The 19,647-nt window shown below is 35.3% G+C and carries 8 protein-coding genes; all 8 read left to right on the forward strand.

The window, feature by feature from the left end:
• Positions 1-121: 121 nt before the first annotated feature.
• The 8 genes from BM289_RS10865 to BM289_RS10905 all read left to right on the forward strand — a co-directional run bounded on the left by BM289_RS10865 (position 122) and on the right by BM289_RS10905 (position 19,645).
• Positions 122-3,091 (forward strand): SusC/RagA family TonB-linked outer membrane protein, encoded by a 2,970-nt coding sequence (locus BM289_RS10865; RefSeq protein ID WP_091493141.1) that lies wholly within the window; start codon positions 122-124, stop codon positions 3,089-3,091.
• Positions 3,092-3,107: 16 nt separating this feature from the next.
• A complete protein-coding gene (locus tag BM289_RS10870; RefSeq protein ID WP_091493142.1) occupies positions 3,108-4,850 on the forward strand; it encodes a RagB/SusD family nutrient uptake outer membrane protein in 1,743 nt (580 codons plus the stop codon).
• Positions 4,851-5,113: 263 nt separating this feature from the next.
• Positions 5,114-6,907: an alkaline phosphatase gene (locus BM289_RS10875; RefSeq protein WP_091493144.1), complete on the forward strand. Its 1,794-nt coding sequence runs from the start codon at positions 5,114-5,116 to the stop codon at positions 6,905-6,907.
• 649 nt (positions 6,908-7,556) lie between these two features.
• On the forward strand, positions 7,557-9,731 hold the full coding sequence (locus BM289_RS10880) for an alpha-N-acetylglucosaminidase (RefSeq protein WP_091493146.1): 2,175 nt from the start codon (positions 7,557-7,559) through the stop codon (positions 9,729-9,731).
• 278 nt (positions 9,732-10,009) lie between these two features.
• Entirely contained in the window at positions 10,010-13,021 is a 3,012-nt protein-coding gene (locus BM289_RS10885; protein ID WP_091493148.1) for a SusC/RagA family TonB-linked outer membrane protein, read from the forward strand.
• A 19-nt stretch (positions 13,022-13,040) separates the two neighbouring features.
• Complete coding sequence (locus BM289_RS10890; RefSeq protein ID WP_091493149.1) at positions 13,041-14,654, forward strand: RagB/SusD family nutrient uptake outer membrane protein; 1,614 nt, start codon at positions 13,041-13,043, stop codon at positions 14,652-14,654.
• 285 nt (positions 14,655-14,939) lie between these two features.
• Positions 14,940-17,252: a GH92 family glycosyl hydrolase gene (locus tag BM289_RS10900; protein ID WP_091493152.1), complete on the forward strand. Its 2,313-nt coding sequence runs from the start codon at positions 14,940-14,942 to the stop codon at positions 17,250-17,252.
• 89 nt (positions 17,253-17,341) lie between these two features.
• Positions 17,342-19,645, forward strand: coding sequence for a GH92 family glycosyl hydrolase (locus BM289_RS10905; RefSeq protein ID WP_244165360.1), 2,304 nt, complete (start codon positions 17,342-17,344; stop codon positions 19,643-19,645).
• Positions 19,646-19,647 lie beyond the last annotated feature (2 nt).

Raw genomic sequence — 19,647 nt, forward strand, 5'->3', positions numbered from 1 at the left:
CACCCTTTTTCAGCGTTAATTCTATCCTAAATTGAATTAAAAGTCCTCTTTTGAAAAACAAAAATCCTCCTTTTGGAGGGATCGTTAAAATACTTTTGGCAAAACAAAAAAAGTAATTTAAATGAAAAAAATTTATGCATTGCTAATTCTTGCCTTCGGATGTATGTCATACTCCTATGGGCAGATAAATGTATCAGGAATTGTAGTTTCTGATGTTGAAAAAGTACCAGTTCCTGGTGTTTCTGTTTATATTAAAGGAGAACCAAAAGGAGCAGTTACAACAGATTTTGATGGAAATTTCAAAATTAAGGCACAACAGAATGAAGGTGTTTTGGTTTTTTCTTATGTTGGATTTAAAACAAAAGAGGTTTCTTTCTCAGGTACTCAAAAACTAACTGTTTCTTTAGCAGAAGAGATAAGTACCTTAAATGAAGTAGTAGTGGTTGGTTACGGTTCTCAAAAGAGATCTGATGTAACGGGTGCTATTGGTTCTGTAAAAAACGAAAATTTCAACAAAGGAGTTGTAGCCAATGCAGGGCAATTAATTCAAGGTAAAGTTGCCGGAGTTAATGTAATGGCTGCTAGTGGCGAGCCAGGAGCTAATCAAGATATTATTATTCGTGGAGTTGGAAGTTTACGTTCTGGAACAACACCTCTTTATGTAGTAGACGGATTTGTTCTTGATAATTCTAGTAATGGTGTTGCTACAAACCCTTTAAACTTTATCAACCCGCAAGATATCGAGAGCATTGATGTTCTTAAAGATGCTTCTGCAGCGGCTATTTACGGTTCTAGAGCGGCAAATGGAGTAGTGGTAATTACAACTAAAAAAGGTTCAAAAGGGCAGTCAAAAATTAACCTTTCTATGACTACTGGTTTTTCTTCTTTAGCCAATAAAGTAGATGTTTTTAGTGCAGATGAATTTAGAAAACAAGTTACTGCTGTGAACGGAACTTTACAAGATGGAGGAGCAAATACAGACTGGCAGGATGAATTAACAAGAACAGGAGTTTCTCAAAACGTTAATTTATCGATGAGTGGCGGAACTGAAAAATCTACTTACGCAGCTTCTGTGGGGATGGATAATCAGGAAGGTATTTTTCAAAATAGTGATTTAAAACGTTATTCAGGACGTTTGAATTTGAACCAAAAAGCATTAAACGATAAGTTTAATATTGCCTTTAACTTGACAGCAACTAAACTTGAAAATTCAAGACCAGATGCAAGAAATGTTGTTGGAAATATGTTGACATTGAATCCAACGGATGCAGTATACGTTAACGGACAGCCAAATGTTAACTTAAGCAACGATGCTGTAAATCCTTTAATCAGCCAAAGAATTTATTCTGATGAAACAAACAACAATCGTATTCTTGCGAACATTAGCCCATCATACGAATTTATAAAAGGATTAACGTATAAATTTAATCTTGGAGTTGATTATTCTATGTCTGAAAGAGACATTCAAGTTTTGCCATATACTTCGGCTACTAATACAACTGAAAGTACTTTGAACGACATTGTTACGAATAATAATAACGTTTTGTACGAAAACACTTTGACGTATAACTTCAATGTTAAGAAACATAACTTTACGGTTTTAGCCGGTCAATCTTACCAGAAAATACAAGTGAATCAGAAGAATTATGATTTTAAAGGATTTCCGGATAATGGTGTAGAGCCAAAAAATCAAATTGGAGCAGCAGCTGAGCTTAGAAGAAAATCTTCATCGGCAATAGAAAATGAGCTTCAGTCTTTCTTTGGTAGATTAAACTACGGATATGATAATAAATATTTATTAACTGCAACTATGCGTGCAGATGGTTCTTCTAAATTTGGTAAAAACAACAGATACGGATATTTTCCATCTGTAGCATTAGGTTGGAATATTACAAAAGAAGATTTCTTAAAAGAATCTGAAACGCTGAACAACTTGAAACTAAGAGCAAGCTGGGGGCAGACTGGTGTTCAAGAGATTCCTTCAAAAATTACCAAAACAAGTTATACAGAAAGCAACAGTGGCTATGATACGTATCCGCTAGATCCAAGCGATACAGATTTAGCTAGTTATCCTTATGGTTCAATCTATACTCGTTTAGCAAATCCAAATCTGCAATGGGAAGTTTCAACACAAACAAACGTTGGTTTAGATTTTAGTTTATTCAATAGTAGATTATCAGGTACAGTAGATTATTTTAACAAAGTTTCAGATAATATTTTGTTAGAGGTTGCGCCTGTAGATCCTATTCAGCCTGCATCAAAGTATTGGACAAACATTCCTAATATGGAAATCCAAAACAACGGTATTGAAGTTGCTTTAGATTACAGCAGTGATAAAAGTAAAGACTTCTCTTATAGTATTGGAGGAAATATATCTTTTACAAACAATAAAGTAGTAAACTCTCCTTATAAAATATTGACAACTGGAGCGGCGCAAGGAGGCGGACAGACTGGCGCAACTATCAACGGAGTTTTAAACGGGCATCCAATTGGTTCTTTCTACATGCTTGATTTTACAGGAATAGGTCCTGATGGTCAAAATCAGTTTGCAGATACAAATGGAGATGGTTCTATCCTTGACAACGATCGTATTGTTGCAGGAAGCGCATTACCAGATTATATCTATGCTTTTTACTTGAATTTGAAATACAAGAATTTTGATTTTGTTGCTAATTTTAATGGTGCAGCCGGAAATAAAATTTACAACCACGTTGCGATGACTTCATTCAATAGAGGAAATTTAGCAAACTCTTTTAATACGACAGACAGAGCTTCACAATATTTAAACGAAGCCTCTACAAACTCTAATACAGTTTCTACAAGATACTTAGAAGATGGAAGTTTCTTAAGATTAAATAATGCGAGTTTAGGATATAATTTAAGCCCAAAATTAGTTGGACTTGGAGATGTAATGGACAATATTCGTCTTTCTGTAACAGGTCAGAACTTATTTGTAATTACAAAATACAGCGGTTTTGATCCTGAAATTAATACTGGAACTTCTGTGGGTGAAATTCAGTCTTTTGGTATTGATTATTTCAGTTACCCAAGAGCGAGAACCATTGTATTTGGCTTAAACGTAGCATTTTAATCAAAAATAAAAAAACATGAAAAATAAAATAATAATAGCTGCTCTTGCATTAGGTATATTGTTTACCTGGAGCTGTACTGACTTAGAAGAAAAGATCCTTGACGAATCCTTAAATGGTGCAGGACAAGCAGAAGTAATCAGTGGTGCTATTGCTCCAGCTTATGGACAATTAAAAGCAACATGGTACCATACCAATAATTTTGGTTTACAGTTAATTGCCAGTGATGAAGGTATTTTACCTTACAGAGGAGGAACAGATTGGTACGATGGAGGTAAATATTTAGCAGTACATGCACATACTACAACGCCTACTAATGACTTGGTTACCAGTACTTGGAATGCTCTTACTAAAAATATTTCCAGAACATTATCTGCTATTGAAGTATTGACTCCTCTTGCAGAAGGAGGAAATACAGAAGCAAAAGGAGCTCTTTATGAAATGAAAGCCTTAAGAGCTTATTTAAATATGCAGACATTAGACAGCTGGGGATTGGTGTTTAAAAAAGAGTCATCGGCTAGTACTTCTGAAATTCTTCGCGGACAAGATGCTGTGACTTACATTGAAAATGAATTACTTTCTGTTGCTGATGTAATCAATACAGATAAAGGTCCAGGAAGAATGACTCAATCTGCGGTTTGGGGACTTCTTGCGAGATTAAATTTAAATGCGGCAGTATATCGTGATCCTTACGGAGTACCTTCATTTACTCCAGCAGATATGGATAAGGTTATTAAATATACAGATAATATTATTAACTCTGGTAAATACAGTTTTTCTCCTGAGTATTTTGACTTATTTGATGACAGCAATGACAAAAACAAAGAAGTAATCTTTTCAATAGATCAGCGTGGAGTTTTAGCTGATGAGCACAACCGTTGGGCATATTGGTCAATTCCGGGTTCTATGTTCCCAAGACCTGAGTCTATCAATGCAGATGGTACCGATGGTCCCGCTATTACTTCAGATTTTTATCAAACATGGGTAAGTGCTTATGGTACTGTAGATCCAGCCGATGCTGATTCAAGATTTTATAAAGACAATGCAAAAGTACCAGCACATTTGAAAGATCTTACAGGGTTCTCTCCATTAAATGATGAAAATCACTACTATTGCGTTAAAGCTGAAGATTTTGAAATAGACAGAGGAATTATGAGAGGTATTCCTTGGGCTGCCAGAAAAGACAATAATGGAGCATTCTACAAATGCGATGGCGGATACAGAATTTATCCAGTAAAACAAATTAAAGGAAATGGCCCTGATAAAAACGTTGGTTATGTAAACCTTACAGAAAAAGTTGATTTCACTAAAGAAGGAAGTATGCACTATTCTGGATATAGAGTATCGAAATATCAATTTAGCCACACTTCTCCTGATGGGAATACATACAGCAGTGTAGACATGGTAATGCTGAGATATGCTGAAATCTTCATGATGCGTGCTGAAGCTAAATTGAGAAAAGGAGATAACGCTGGTGCATTAGCCGATATGAATGCAGTTAGAACCTCAAGAACGGCTCGTGCTCCAATTCCTGCTGCGCTTCCAGCAATTAATTTAGATATTTTGTACAGAGAATATGGTTTCGAATTTTACTGGGAAGGTTTAAGAAGAAATACTCAAATCCGTTTCAGTCATTTTGAAGACAAATGGACTGAAAAATCAGATGCAGATGTAAACAAGAGATTGTTCCCAATTCCACAGGTAGCAATTGATGGAGCATCTAATACTCCTGGTTATTTAGTACAGAATAAAGGATACTAGTTTGAGTTTGTTTTTTATACGTTGAATTTAAGACTGCCGATTTTCTATCGTACGCTATTGTAAAATAGGCAGTCTTTTTGTGTTAGTTGTTTTAAAACAGGGTAGTTTTTGAACCTTTAAGAAAACACCCTGTTTTTTTTTAATCCCAATTTTATTTTTGAGTATTTGTTTCGGCTGATTATTTCAGTTGACAGACTCTTTTTGTCCACTACCAATCTACTACCTGCTATTTTGTTCATTCAAAATCCATCAATTTATTCCAAATGAAAACATCATTTTTATTCATCTGGCTATCCTTGTTTTTCTGGGGAGCAGGTGATCAGTTATATTCTCAGAATTTAGTTACTGTACATTCTCATAACGATTATGAACAAGCCGTTCCTTTTTGGAATGCTTACGCGAATGGAGCATCATCGATAGAAGCCGATATTTTTTTGAAAGATAATATGTTATATGTCTCTCATGATCAAAAAGGAATTGCTGCGACAAGAACTTTAGAAGATTTGTATTTAAAACCGTTAGAAACGGCTCTAAAAATGAATTATAAAAAAGAGCAAAAATTAGTTTTACTGATTGACATTAAAACAGAAGCAGTAGCTACTTTAGATAAACTTATTGCTGTTCTAAAAAAATATGAGACCATCACAAAAAATAAGGATACTAAAATCGTTATATCTGGAAACAGACCAGACGCAGAAACATATAAAAAATACCCTGATTTTATCTGGTTTGATTTTCAGGGAATAGACCAAACGATTTCAAAAGAAAACTGGGAAAAAGTGACCATGATCAGTTTCGATTATAAAAAATATTCGGTTTGGAATGGTTTAGGCAGATTAACGCATGATGAGCGTAATCGGGTAAGTTCAATTATTGCTAAAGCAAAAAGCTTAAACAAACCATTTCGTTTTTGGGGTTGTCCAGACACTAAAACAGCATGGAAAGCATTTTTAGAATTGGGAGTTGATATCATTAATACTGATTCACCTTATAATTGCGTTCAGTATCTACAGTCTTTACCAAAGAGATTGGTTACAGCAACCAACTCTTCAAAAGTGTATGTTCCGACTTATAAAACGGATCAAAAAGAGACTCCTGTAAAAAATGTGATTCTTTTAATTGGAGACGGAAATGGTTTATCACAAATTTCCTCAGCTGTTTTGACTAATAATGGCGCTTTGTCTGTAACGCAGATGAAAAGCATCGGTTTCATAAAAACACAATCAGCAGATGATTTCACAACCGATTCTGCTGCTGCGGGCACGGCATTGGCAACAGGTCAGAAAACAAATAATAGAGCAATTGGAACAGATAGTCTGCGCAAACCAATTCCGAATATTTTAGAAGTATTGCAAAAGCGAAATTTTTCTACAGGAATTATTACAACAGATGAAGTTACAGGAGCAACACCAGCGGCTTTCTATGCTCATACCGAAGAAAGATCGAATACAGAAATAATAGCGCAGGATTTATTTAAAAGCAAATTGAATCTGTTTGTAGGAGGCGGTGCTTCTACTTTTAAAAATATAGCATTATCTTCAAAATTCAAATTATTGAATACGGTACAGGAGATGCAGACCGAGAATAATGATGCGGTAGGTATTTTCATTTCGCAGCATAAAGTTCCATCTGTTTTAGAAGGAAGAGGAGAAGTATTGGCCGATGCCGTAAAATACAGTTTGGAATTTTTAAACAAAAAGAACAAACCTTTCTTTTTAATGGTAGAAGGTGCACAGATTGACAGTTTTGGTCATGTGAACAATGCTGCAGGAATCGTAGCTGAAACCATAGATTTTGATACAGCCATTACTCAGGCTTTACTATTTGCAGATCAAAACGAAGGAACATTGGTTATCGTTACGGCGGATCATGAAACTTCTGGTTTTGCCATTCCGCAGGGAAATGTAAAACAGCATAAAGTGGAAGGTGATTTTATTACTACAGATCACACCGCTACTATGGTTCCTATTTTTTCTTATGGACCGCATTCAAAAGATTTCCAGGGTGTTTATGAAAACAACGAAGTATTCCATAAAATACTTTCAGTCTTGAAGTAAAAAAGAATCCGAAAATAATAATAGCATACCGAACAGCCCCCAAATGTTCAATTTTGCCTGTCAGTGTTTTTACAAACAAGGACAGGCTTTTAGTATTATATAAAATTTCAATTGAAATACTGTCTAGGTATTTATAACAATCCTTTGAGTGATTTTTTTTAATTCTATTAGATCAGCTTAGATATAAATTTGTCTAAATCTGCGTGAAATATTTTATTATAAATTTTTCACGCAGATTTTAAAGGATTTCAGCAGATCAAATTAGATTTTAATTTTTGAATGAAGCTATTTTTATTCTATTTCCTCCAACAGATTTATAATATTATTTAAACATTGTTGTACAAGTTTTCTTTTAACCACAAAAAAAAGAATAATTTCAGCTCTTAGCGATAACAAATGCAATAACTACACAAAGAATCTGTCTATATTTTTGACGGATTAATCCATCTTAATAAAAAGCAATAAGTGTAATTTTATTTTCGGGTTCAGAACCTTATTCTTCGTTCTGAATCTTGAATTAAGTTTGTTAATTATAGTAATAAATTTTTGTTAGGGTTTTATTTGAGTTGGGAGATTAATAAATAATTTAATCTCCCTTGTTTTTGTTAGGCTAAAATAAATTAAGACAATTTAATAATAGGTTATTTATATGAAAAGTGAGAATTTTAAAATTGAAAGGAACGATTCCTTAAAAATAGCGGTAATGGCTTTTATGCTGTTGTTTTTGGGATCTTTTAAAGCACATTGTCAAGGTGATGAAAAAACAAAAAGTGCTTTTGCCGTAATTGAAAGATTGGTAGGAAATCGTGCCAATGAGTTTGAGTTAAGCATTACCGAAAATCAAACCAAAAGCAAATCAGATTGGTTTGAAATTGAAACCGCTAATAATAAGGTAAAAATAAAAGCATCAAACAATACCGCAATTTGTTATGCAGCCTATAATTTTTTAAGAGACATAGGTGCTGTTTTAGTAAGCTGGGAAGGAAACAGAGTTAATCTTCCTAAAACCTGGCCGAAATATTCCAAAAAAGGAGATACTCCATTTGAATATAGAGAATATTTAAACGCCTGTACTTTTGGTTATACCACTCCATGGTGGGACTGGAAACGCTGGGAACAAGAAATTGACTGGATGGCATTGCATGGAATCAATCTTCCAACAGCAATGGAAGGTCAGGAAGCGGTATGGCAGGAATTATGGAAAGAATATGGTTTGACAAATGCTCAGTTAGAATCTCATTTTGCAGGACCGGCTTATCTGCCATGGCAACGTATGGGAAACATCAATAGTCTGGAAGGTCCGTTGCCACAAGAATGGTTTGTTAAAAAAGAAGCACTTCAAAAGAAAATTTTAGAAAGAATGAGAGCTTTAGACATGCATCCTGTTGTACCGTCTTTTAGTGGTTATGTGCCAAAGGCTTTCGCCGAAAAACATCCGGAAGCTAAAATAACAGAACTAAAATCTTGGTCAGGTGGAGGTTTTGCAAGTACTTTTCTGTTAGATTCTAAAGATCCTTTATTCAAACAAATAGGAAAACGTTTTATTGAAATCTATACTAAAATGTACGGAAAGTCTAATTTCTATTTAGCCGATTCTTTCAACGAAATTGAACCTCCAGTTACAGAACATAATAAATATGAAGAACTTTCTAATTATGGAAGCGCTGTTTATGAAACTATAAATGAAGCGGCTCCTGGTGCAACTTGGGTGATGCAGGGATGGCTTTTTGGCGACAATAAAGAATTCTGGACCAAAGAAGCAACAAGCGCATTTTTAAGCAAAGTGCCAAATGATAAAGTAATGGTACAGGATTATGCCAATGATAGATATAAGGTATGGGACAATCAGGAAGCTTTTTATGGCAAACAATGGACGTATGGATATGTACATAATTATGGAGGATCAAATCCGGTTTATGGAGATCTGAATTTTTATAAAGATGAATTGACCAGTTTATTGAAAAATCCGCATAAAGGAAATGTTGTAGGTTATGGCGCCATGCCAGAAGGATTAAATAATAATTCTATTGTTTACGAATACATTTATGATCTTCCGTGGACAAAAGGAGAACAGTCTGTAAACGATTGGCTGACTAAATATTTACATGCAAGATATGGACAAGCACCATCAAAACCTGTTTTTCAGGCTTGGGAATTATTACTGGAATCTGTTTACAATGTCAAATATTGGCAAACACGCTGGTGGAACGACTGGGCGGGAGCTTATTTGTTGTTTAAACGTCCAACAGTAACTATTACTGAGTTTAAAGGTAATCCAGGAGATAAAACCAAATTAAAAGAAGCTTTGGATATTTTAAGCAAGGAAGCTAAAAAGTATAATAAAACCAACCTTATTCAATACGATTTAATTGATGTTTCAAGACATTACAATTCACTTTCTATTGATGAGGAATTGATGGAATGCGTAAAAGCATATCAGCAGAAAGACATTGTTAAAGGAGATCAATTGTTTAAACAGATTGAAAAACAAGTTTTGGATACCGATAAAATGATGTCAGGACAGCCTTTAAATAATGTAGCACAATGGGTAAAATCGGCTTCAGATTATGGAAGCACCCCTTCGGTTTCTAAATTGTATGCAAAAAATGCTAAAACTTTAATTACGCTTTGGGGAGGAGAGGGACATTTGAATGATTACGCTTCAAGATCGTGGCAGGGAATGTACAAAGGATTCTATTGGCCAAGATGGAAAATGTTTTTAGAAGCTTTAAAAAAATCAGCCGTAAATAATACTCAGTTTAACGAATCAAAAGAAAGAGAATCGATTAAAAATTGGGAAATAAAATGGACGGAGAATAATTAAATCAATACTTAATTACGATTAATCCGTATATAAAGAAAAAATTAACTAATTCTTGATAAACAAAACCTAAATAACAACTAAAATATGAAATGAAATCTCCACGAAAACGATTTATTAGTAAGGATTTAATTATAGAAAAAAATAAAAATAACTTCGCTAAGCCTTGCTATCACTGACTTTATTGAAATTATCCATGTTTATGAATAACTTGTCCATTTGTTAACATTTCATTAGCACTAATTTCGTCATTACTATGTAACCAATTAACCAATATCACAATGGAAAAACTTAAACTTTTATTATTAGCCTTTTGCTTTGGCTTCTCAATGAATACATGGGCACAAAAAACAGAAGTGTCTGGTGTAGTTTTAGATGACAAAGGCGTTCCACTGCCAGCAGCCAATGTACTAGAAAAAGGTACAATGAATACAACATCTACAGATTTTGATGGGAAATTTAAAATTTCGGCTTCAAACAAAAACGCAACACTTATATTTTCTTTTATGGGATTTGATGATCAACCTGTAAAATTAGATGGAACAAAAACAACTTATTCGATTCGATTACAGCCAACCACAACAAGTTTAGAGCAGGTAGTTGTAGTAGGTTATGGAAAAGGATCTCGAAAAAACTTAACGACTTCTGTAACTTCGGTTAAAGCTGAAGATTTAAACAGAGGTGCCATCAGCGATGTTGGACAGCTTTTACAAGGTAAAGTTTCCGGTTTAAATATTTCATCAAGTGGCGACCCTACAAAAACGGCTTCTGTAGTATTACGAGGAGCATCGACGTTAAATAGTTCTCAAGGGCCATTTTATGTAATTGATGGTATTCCGGGAGTAGATATCTCTGTTATTGCTCCAGATGACATTGCTACAATTGACGTTCTAAAAGATGCGGCTGCAACTGCTATCTACGGTAACCGTGCAGCAAATGGGGTGATCATGGTAACCACAAAAAAAGGAAGTAAAGGAAGAACGCAGATTGCATACAACGGTTATATGGGTTGGGAAGAAGTTTCTAATAATCTGGATATGATGAATGCAGATCAGTTAAGAGCTTTTACAACTAAAAACAATTTGAATTTTACGCCAGAAAATGACAAAGGCGCTAACACAAACTGGCAGAAAGAAATTTTAAGACCAGGACGTGCAGCATCAAGCAGCCATAACTTGTCTATGAGCGGAGGAGGAGATCACGGAAACTATACAGCCAGTATTACTTCATTCAATAAAGAAGGGGTAATGCAGAAAAGTGATTTCTCTCGTATTATTGCTCGTTTATCTGTTGAGCAGTTTGCTTTTGATGATAAGGTTAAATTTGGTTTAAATGTAACGAACTCTACAACAAAATATCAAAATGTACCGCAGCGTAATACAGTTCTTTTGCAAGCGGCAAGTTATCTTCCTATTTCTCCAGTAAAAAATGCTGACGGAAGTTACTTTGAAAATTTTGTAAGTACAGGATATTTTAACCCGGTAGCTTTAATTCAACATGGAACTGACGAAACAAAAACAGACAACCTTGTTGGGAACTTAACAGCAGAAGTAAAATTACCATTTGGAATCACTTATAATTTGAACTTAGCACACCAAAGACTTACAGCATCTCACGGAGAGTTTTACGACAGCTATTATTCACAATACAATAGTGCGAACTTCTACAACAATCCAGATCCGCCTTTGACAAAAACTTTAGTGAATTTTGGTGTAAATGGTTCTGCTTTGAGAAATTCTTATGAGACTAGAAACAATATTATTGAAAGCTTCTTTACTTGGGATAGAACATTTGGAGAGCATAAAATAAAAGCCGTTGCAGGTTACTCTTGGCAGGAAAATACATTAGGAGACGGATTTCAGGCAACAACTACAAACTTTCCTGTAGATAATGTTGGATATAATAACCTTGCTTTAAGTAACTATACTTCTGTTAATGGTTATGTAGTAAACTTTGGAGATAGCAAAGCCTATCAAAAAACACGTTTAATTGCTTATTTCGCTCGTTTAAACTACAATTATAAAGATAAATATCTTTTACAAGGATCAATCAGACGAGACGGTGGTTCTATGTTTGGAGAAAATAACCAATGGGGATATTTCCCTTCTGTAGGTGGAGCTTGGAGATTAGACAAGGAAAACTTTATGAAGAACCAAAACTTCTTTAGTGATTTGAAACTTCGTGGAAGCTGGGGGGTAACAGGTAACTCTTCTGGATTTAATGCTTACACGGCACAATTTATTTCAGGAAGTTTAGGAACTTTTTATTACAACGGACAACAGATTGGAGCTTACGGACCTAACCAGGCCGCAAACCCAGATTTGAAATGGGAAAAAACAGCTACAGCAAATATTGGTCTTGATTTCTCAATCTTAAAAGGAAAAGTAACAGGTTCTGTTGATGTTTACGACAAGAAAACAACAGATATGATTTTTAACTACAATGTGAATCCGGTGTTAGTACCAGTAGGAACAATTGTAGCAAATGGAGGAACAATGTCTAACAAAGGTATTGAGGTGAGTTTAAGCACAACTCCGGTTAAAACAGCAGATTTCAGCTGGACAACGAATTTGAATTTGGCACATAACAAAAATGAGATCGTGAAATTAACTAGTCCATTCTTTGTTGGGGGAGATTCTATCCGTCGTGTACAGCCAGACGGAGGAGGACAAACAGGAAGCACATTGCAGATTTTTAAAGAAGGAAAACCATTAGGACAATTCTTTACACTTAAATATGCAGGAAAAGATGCAAATGGAGTTTCTCAGTATTATGACAAAAATGGTGATTTGACTACTACACCTCAAATTGGAGTAGACTATCACTACGCAGGAAGCGCACAGCCAAAATTATTAATGGGATGGGCAAATAACTTTCAATACAAAAAATTTGATTTAAGTATTTTCTTTAGAGGAGTTTTTGGAAACAAAATTTTCAATGCAACACGTGCCGATTTATTCAGACCAAGTACCGCAATGACAACTAATATCTTGGTAGATGCTGGGAATGAATCTCCAAACGACCTTAATGCTTACAGATATTCAGATCGTTTTATTGAAGACGGTAGTTATGTAAGATTGGACAATATGACTTTAGGTTATAATTTCGGGAAAGTGGGCAGGTACATCAGCAGTGTACGTGTTTATCAAACCATAAACAATGTATTTGTCATTACCAAATACAAAGGAATTGATCCAGAAGTTGAACAAGGAGGAACCGCTCCAGGTGTAGATTCAAATAACTTCTATCCAAAAACCAGAACATATATGTTTGGTTTAAATGTGATCTTCTAAAAATTAAATGCTAAAAATTATGAAAAAGATATTAAAATATTTAGGTCTTCCAGTATTGATGGCTGGTTTAGTATGGTCTTGCAGTGATCTTGATGTGCCTATTACAACGCAGTTGACGCCTGAAGTATTTCCACAAAATTCAACACAATATATTCAGACAACAGGACCGGTTTATGCAGCTTTCCGAGGTGAGTTTTCATTTGCTTGGTGGTGGTCTCAGTCTTTATCTACAGATGAATCTATTCTTCCTTCAAGAGGGGGAAACTGGTTTGATAACCGAAACTATATTGCAATGCATTTTCATGACTGGAATGCAGATAATGGTATTATCGGAAGTCTTTGGGATTGGTCATCTAAAGTGATCGGAACAAGCAATCAGGCAATTTCTATCTTAAGACAGACAATGCCGGAAGGTGCAGAGAAAAAAACTTTGATTTCAGAGTTAAAAACAATGCGTGCCATTTCCTATTTTATGTTAATGGACAGTTATGGAGATGTGCCATTGGATACGTTATATGGGGATTTTACATCTCATGCTAAAACACCAAGAGCAGAAGTTTTCAATTTTATTGAGAAAGAATTAAAAAGCGCTGTCCCAAATTTAAACCCTGCATCTGGTGTTGCTACTTACGGAAGACCAAATAAACAAACGGCTAATGCAATGTTAGCAAAGTTATATTTGAATGCCAATATTTATACTGGAACTGCACGTTATAACGAGTGTATTGCAGCTTGCGATGAGGTAATTAACTCAGGTTTATACGCAGTGGAACCAAGAGCATCATATTTGCAAATGTTTTATCCAACCAACGGACCAGCAATGAAAGAATTCATTTTTGCAGTTCCTTACGATCCTGCAGCAGTTACGGTGGGTTACAATGGTCAAATGTACCACGCACGTTATGATGTACCACGCTCTGAAAGAGCTAAATTCGGTCTTTCTTTCACGCCAAGTGCACCTAGAAGTACCCTGCCTGAGTTCTATGCTTACTTTAATGATCCAAATGATATTCGTAACAGACAATGGCTTACAGGACTTCAGTTTATGAATGATGGTGTAACGCCGGTAATGGTTACTACTACTAAAAAAGGATACGATCAGTTTTACACAGGATCTGATGGAGGTGCCACTTATACTTATCAAGTAAATTTGACACCAGATATTATCCCTCGTCAGAGTGTGACTTTATTTGACCTTGGAAACGACGAAATCGCTTGGAACATGGGATATAGAAATATCAAATTTTATCCAGATGCAACTTCAACAAACCGTAACCAAAAGAATGATGTTCCTTTCTTACGTTATTCAGACGTTCTTTTAATGAAAGCAGAATCTATTTTACGTGGTGGAGGTGCTACTTTAGGACAGAATGCAGATATATTAGTAAATATGGTTCGTTCTAATCGTACGACTTCTGCAGCCTTAAGCGGTGTTTCGTTAGAGGATCTTTACAAAGAAAGAAGCCGTGAATTTGCTTGGGAAGCTTGGCATAGAAACGACATGATTCGTTTTGGAAAATATGAAGGATCTTGGGGGTATAAAACTAATACAGACACTTACCGTCGTGTATTCCCAATTCCAACAAATGCAATGGTCTTAAATCCAGCATTAACACAAAATGATGGATATTAAGAATAAGAATTTAGTTAAGTACGCATTGTAATTCAATTTTAATTGTGAAAGGAGAAGAGCGTAAAAATTCTTCTCCTTTTTTACTAAAAAGAAAACTGGTTTTTTGGTTGCTCATGATAACCAGTTTAGTTTCATTTTCATTTTCATTTTTTGAATGAATACAAAGCTTAATCGAATGTAATTCCTGAGACCCTGACGAAAGATTAAGCTTTGTAAACATTCTTTTCAATTCAGCACAAAAAATCCTGTATAAACCAATAGTCCTCATCAATACAAACAGAATAAATGGAACTAAATCAAATCAATAAAATAGGACGCATCGCAATAAGTTTAACCCTTATTTTTTTAGTGTCGTGCAACGCTCAGAAAACTGTTTCTTTAAAGAAAAAACAGTTATCAGACATGGTTTATCCGTTGTTGGACACTGAAAATTCAAGATGGTTTTTCTTTTCATCAGCCAGTCGTCCGTTTGGTATGGTTAACTTAAATCCTGATACAGAAATTAAAGGAGATTGGGGAGGTGGTTATAAATATACTACAGATACAGTTAAAGGTTTTAGTCACGTTCACGAATGGCAGCTGTCGGGCGTATCCGTAATGCCGGTGACCATTTCAGAAGAAAATAAAAAAACGATTTTCAAAGATTTTTATTCCAAATTCAGTCATCAGACCGAAATTATAACACCAGGATATCATTCGTTAAAATTAGATCGATATCAAATCAAAACAGAATTAACCAGCACACCAAGAGTTGGTTTTCATCAATATACATTTCCGAAAGAGGCACAAAAAGCAGTTCTTTTTAATTTGAATACTGTTTTAGGCCCTTGCGACAACACAAACGGAACATTAGAAAAAAACAATGATTTTGAACTTTCAGGTTCTTTGGTTTTAAGTACCAATTTCAGACGTCCAAAACCATTGACCGTGTTTTTTAAAGTGAAAACCAATGAGCCAATTTCTTCTGTAGAAAAAGATACTGCGACAGGAAATTATTTGATTCATTTTGGTAAAACCAAAGAACAAGTATTAATGAAAGTTGGTATTTCTTATACTTCAATTGAAAATGCCAATAACAATATCGAAACCGAATTACCGCACTGGAACTTTAACCAAATAACGGCTGATTCCAGAAAAGTATGGAGCGATTTATTAGGAAGAATAAAAGTAGAAGGCGGAACCGAAACCGACCAAAGAAGATTTTACACTGATTTATGGCATGCCCTGCAAGGAAGAAAAATGGTTAGTGACGCAAATGGAGCCTATCCTGATAATACAGGTGACAAGTTCAGGGTGGGACATTTGCCGTTAAATGCCGATGGAAAACCAAAATTCAATCACTACAATTCTGATGCTTTTTGGGGCGCACAATGGACTATCAATAATCTTTGGGGATTGGTATATCCTGAAATTATGGAAGAATTTGTGTATTCGCTCATGCAGTATTACAAAGACGGCGGCATAATCCCGCGTGGACCTTCTGGAGGAAATGACACCTATGTAATGACTGGAGCTTCAACAACGCCATTTATTGTCAGCGCCATTCAAAAAGGAATTGTAAAAGAAAATTTAGAGGAAATTTATATTGCACTCAAAAAAAATCATATGCCAGGCGGTATTATGGAAAAAGCTGGATATGAACATAAAACCAATATTGGTGGAGGTTTAAAGTATTATTTAGAAAAAGGATATGTGCCGTATCCGCTTCCTGATGGAAATTTCGGAAGCCACGAAGACGGTGCAAGCCAGACTCTAGAATATGCTTATCAGGACTGGACTTTAGCACAATTGGCTAAAAAACTCAATCATGAAGAAGATTACAACTATTTCATGAAAAGAGCCCAAAACTATAAAAATGTTTTTGACACTAAAATAGGCTGGATGCGTCCGAAAAATGTAGAAGGAAAATGGCGCGAAAATTACGATCCGTATCAATATGAAAATGGATTTATAGAATCCAACGGAGCACAATCTACCTGGTTTGTACCACATGATATTGAAGGTTTGGCGAATTTAATGGGAGGAAAACAAAAAGCAGTAGAGAAATTAAATGCGCAATTTGAAACGGCTAAAAAACAAAATTATACTTCGGGCACATCTCACGATGCAGAATTGCACCCAGAGTTTAGCCGAATTCCGTTAAATTTCGGAAATCAGCCGTCTATGCAGACTTCTAATATTTTTACCGTTTTAGGAAGACCGGATTTAACGCAGTATTGGACAAGAAACGTTGTAAAAGCAACCTTCAGCGGTTTATCGCCTGCAACCGGATATAACGGAGACGAAGATCAGGGATTAATGGGAAGTCTTAACGTTTTATTGAAATTAGGTTTATTTCAAATGAATGGAGGAACAGATAAAGATGCCGATTACGAAATTGGAAGTCCGATATTTAATAAAATCACGATTACATTAAACCCAAAATATTATTCAGGGAAAACATTTGTGATTTATGCGCAGAACAACAATCCTGAAAATGTCTATATTAAAGACATCAAATTCAACAATAACGAGGTGAAAGATTTTAGACTTTCGCATCAGGAGATTACCAATGGAGGCGAATTGATTTTACAAATGTCAGCTCAGTCAAAACCTTGAAAATAGTAATATAACGTTGGGTTAACGCCCTATTAACGTAAAGGAAAATAGAATTATAGTTATTTGAAAAATATTAAAAATAATTATACATGCCAACAAAAAACAAAGAAGTAACCACAATGAAAAGAGCATCCAAGTTTATCTTTTTTTTAGGAATATCATTTCTTACAATTACAGGTAATGCCCAGCAAAAAGTGCATCAATACGTCGATCCTATGATTGGTTCAGAAGGAGTGGGCAGGGTTTTTATTGGCCCTTCCTGTCCGTACGGAATGGTAAAACCAAGTCCAGACTGTACTTCGAGTCCAAACAGTGGATGGCTTCCAATGCCAAAAGAAGTAACAGGATTCAGTCAGGTACACGTGAGCGGAACCGGCGGAGGTCCAAAATACGGAAATATTCAGATTATGCCGTTTTCGGGTGCTTTGGATAAGATGGATCAAACTTCTTTCAGAGCAGAAGAAAATGTAAAACTGGGTTATTATGAAACGGTTTTCAAAGAAAATAATATTAAAACTGAAATAACGACAGGAGAGAAAGTTTCATTTTACAGAATAACTTATCCAAAAAATAAATCAAAAGAATTAAAAATTGATCCTGGATTTTTCCTTGGCGAAGAAAAGATTCCCGATGCCAGAGAAGCCCAGCAGTTTGTAGGTTCTCAAATCGAAATCGTTTCAGATACCGAAGTAAGAGGCTATAGCCGAATCAGAGGAGGATGGAATAACGGAAGAGCTTATACAGTTTATTTCTGGGCCGTTTTCGATCAGCCGATTGCCAAATTTGTCACTTTTAAAGACGGAAAATTTTACAACAATCAAAAAGCACAATTTGATTCTGGAAAGAAAACAGGAGCTTTGCTTTCTTTCGTAAATTCTGGAAAAGAAGAATTGAATGTCAAAATCGGAATTTCATTCTTAAGCGAATTAAAAGCGAAGAATAATATAGAAGTCGAAATCCCGCATTGGAATTTCAATACCGTTTTAGCCACTTTAGAAAATAAATGGGAAGATTTATTAAGCCGAATTAAATTATCAGATGATACTTCGGTAGAATACAGAAAAATGTTCTACACGGGTTTGTACCACACGATGATTATGCCGGTTGACAGAACAGGAGAAAATCCGTTATGGACAAATGACGAACCGTATTATGATGATTTTTATACGATTTGGGACACCTTTAGAACGTCAAGTCCGTTAATTACATTGATTGACAGTAAACGAAAAGTAGATATCATCAATGCAATGCTGAATATTTACAAACGCGAAGGATACATGCCTGAAGGCAGAAGCGGAAACGATAACGGAAGAACGCAGGGCGGATCTAACGCTGAGGTTGTAATTGCCGATGCTTTTGTGAAAAATTTAAAAGGAATCGATTATGAATTGGCTTTACAAGCCATGATTAAAGATGCTACAGTACCTCCGGGAGGAAATGAAGAAAGAGAAGGAAGAGGCGGACTTTTAGATTATCTGAAATTAGGTTACGTTCCTTACGGCACAGACCGCGCTGGAAACCGAACTATTGATTATTCATATAACGATTATAATATTGCGACTGTAGCAAAAGGTTTAGGTAAAACAGATTTGTACAATCAATACATGAAACAGGCCGAAAACTGGCAAAACTTATGGCGTGCAGATTATGAAAATAACGGTGCAAAAGGATTTATCATGCCAAAAGACAAAGACGGAAATTGGCTGGATGATGTTGTTTTTGGCGAATCTAAAATCCAAAAACCGACTTTTAAATATACACCGGTTATTATCGAATCGCCTTGGTATGTCTGCCACTGGTGCGTGTTTTTCTACGAAGGAACTTCCTGGGAATATTCCTTTAGTTTGCCACACGATATTCCAGAACTGGTAAAAAAATCAGGTGGAGAAAAAGCATTCGAAAACAGACTAGACATTTTCTTTGATAATAATTTATTTAATGTTGCCAATGAACCTTCATTCTTAACGCCTTGTTTGTATCACTGGATTGGAAAACCGTATTTGAGCAGTGACAGAATCAGAACGATTATCAAAAATAATTTCAATACATCAAGAGAAGGACTTCCAGGTAATGACGATTCAGGAGCGATGTCTTCGTGGCTGGCTTTCCACATGATGGGATTGTATCCAAATGCAGGACAGCCTTATTATTTGATTAATACGCCTTTGATAAAAGAAACGGTTATGAAATTAGAAAACGGTAAAAGTTTTAAAATCACTACTAAAAAAATGAGTGATAAAAACAAATACATTAAAACCGCTTGGTTAAACGGAAAACCATATAACAAAGCATGGATTTTGCACGATGATATTAATAACGGAGGAGAACTGATTTTAGAAATGGATTCGAAACCTTCAGCCTGGGGAACAACAATTTTACCACCTGCAAAATAAAA

Source organism: Flavobacterium phragmitis (genome assembly GCF_900112575.1).
Taxonomy (GTDB): Bacteria; Bacteroidota; Bacteroidia; order Flavobacteriales; family Flavobacteriaceae; genus Flavobacterium; species Flavobacterium phragmitis.

Excerpts from the sequence above, each read along its gene's own strand:
- BM289_RS10875 (WP_091493144.1), top strand. The coding sequence starts at position 5,114 with ATGAAAACATCATTTTTATTCATCTGGCTATCCTTGTTTTTCTGGGGA.
- BM289_RS10870 (WP_091493142.1), top strand. The coding sequence starts at position 3,108 with ATGAAAAATAAAATAATAATAGCTGCTCTTGCATTAGGTATATTGTTT.
- BM289_RS10865 (WP_091493141.1), top strand. The coding sequence starts at position 122 with ATGAAAAAAATTTATGCATTGCTAATTCTTGCCTTCGGATGTATGTCA.
- BM289_RS10890 (WP_091493149.1), top strand. The coding sequence starts at position 13,041 with ATGAAAAAGATATTAAAATATTTAGGTCTTCCAGTATTGATGGCTGGT.
- BM289_RS10885 (WP_091493148.1), top strand. The coding sequence starts at position 10,010 with ATGGAAAAACTTAAACTTTTATTATTAGCCTTTTGCTTTGGCTTCTCA.
- BM289_RS10880 (WP_091493146.1), top strand. The coding sequence starts at position 7,557 with ATGAAAAGTGAGAATTTTAAAATTGAAAGGAACGATTCCTTAAAAATA.
- BM289_RS10905 (WP_244165360.1), top strand. The coding sequence starts at position 17,342 with ATGCCAACAAAAAACAAAGAAGTAACCACAATGAAAAGAGCATCCAAG.
- BM289_RS10900 (WP_091493152.1), top strand. The coding sequence starts at position 14,940 with ATGGAACTAAATCAAATCAATAAAATAGGACGCATCGCAATAAGTTTA.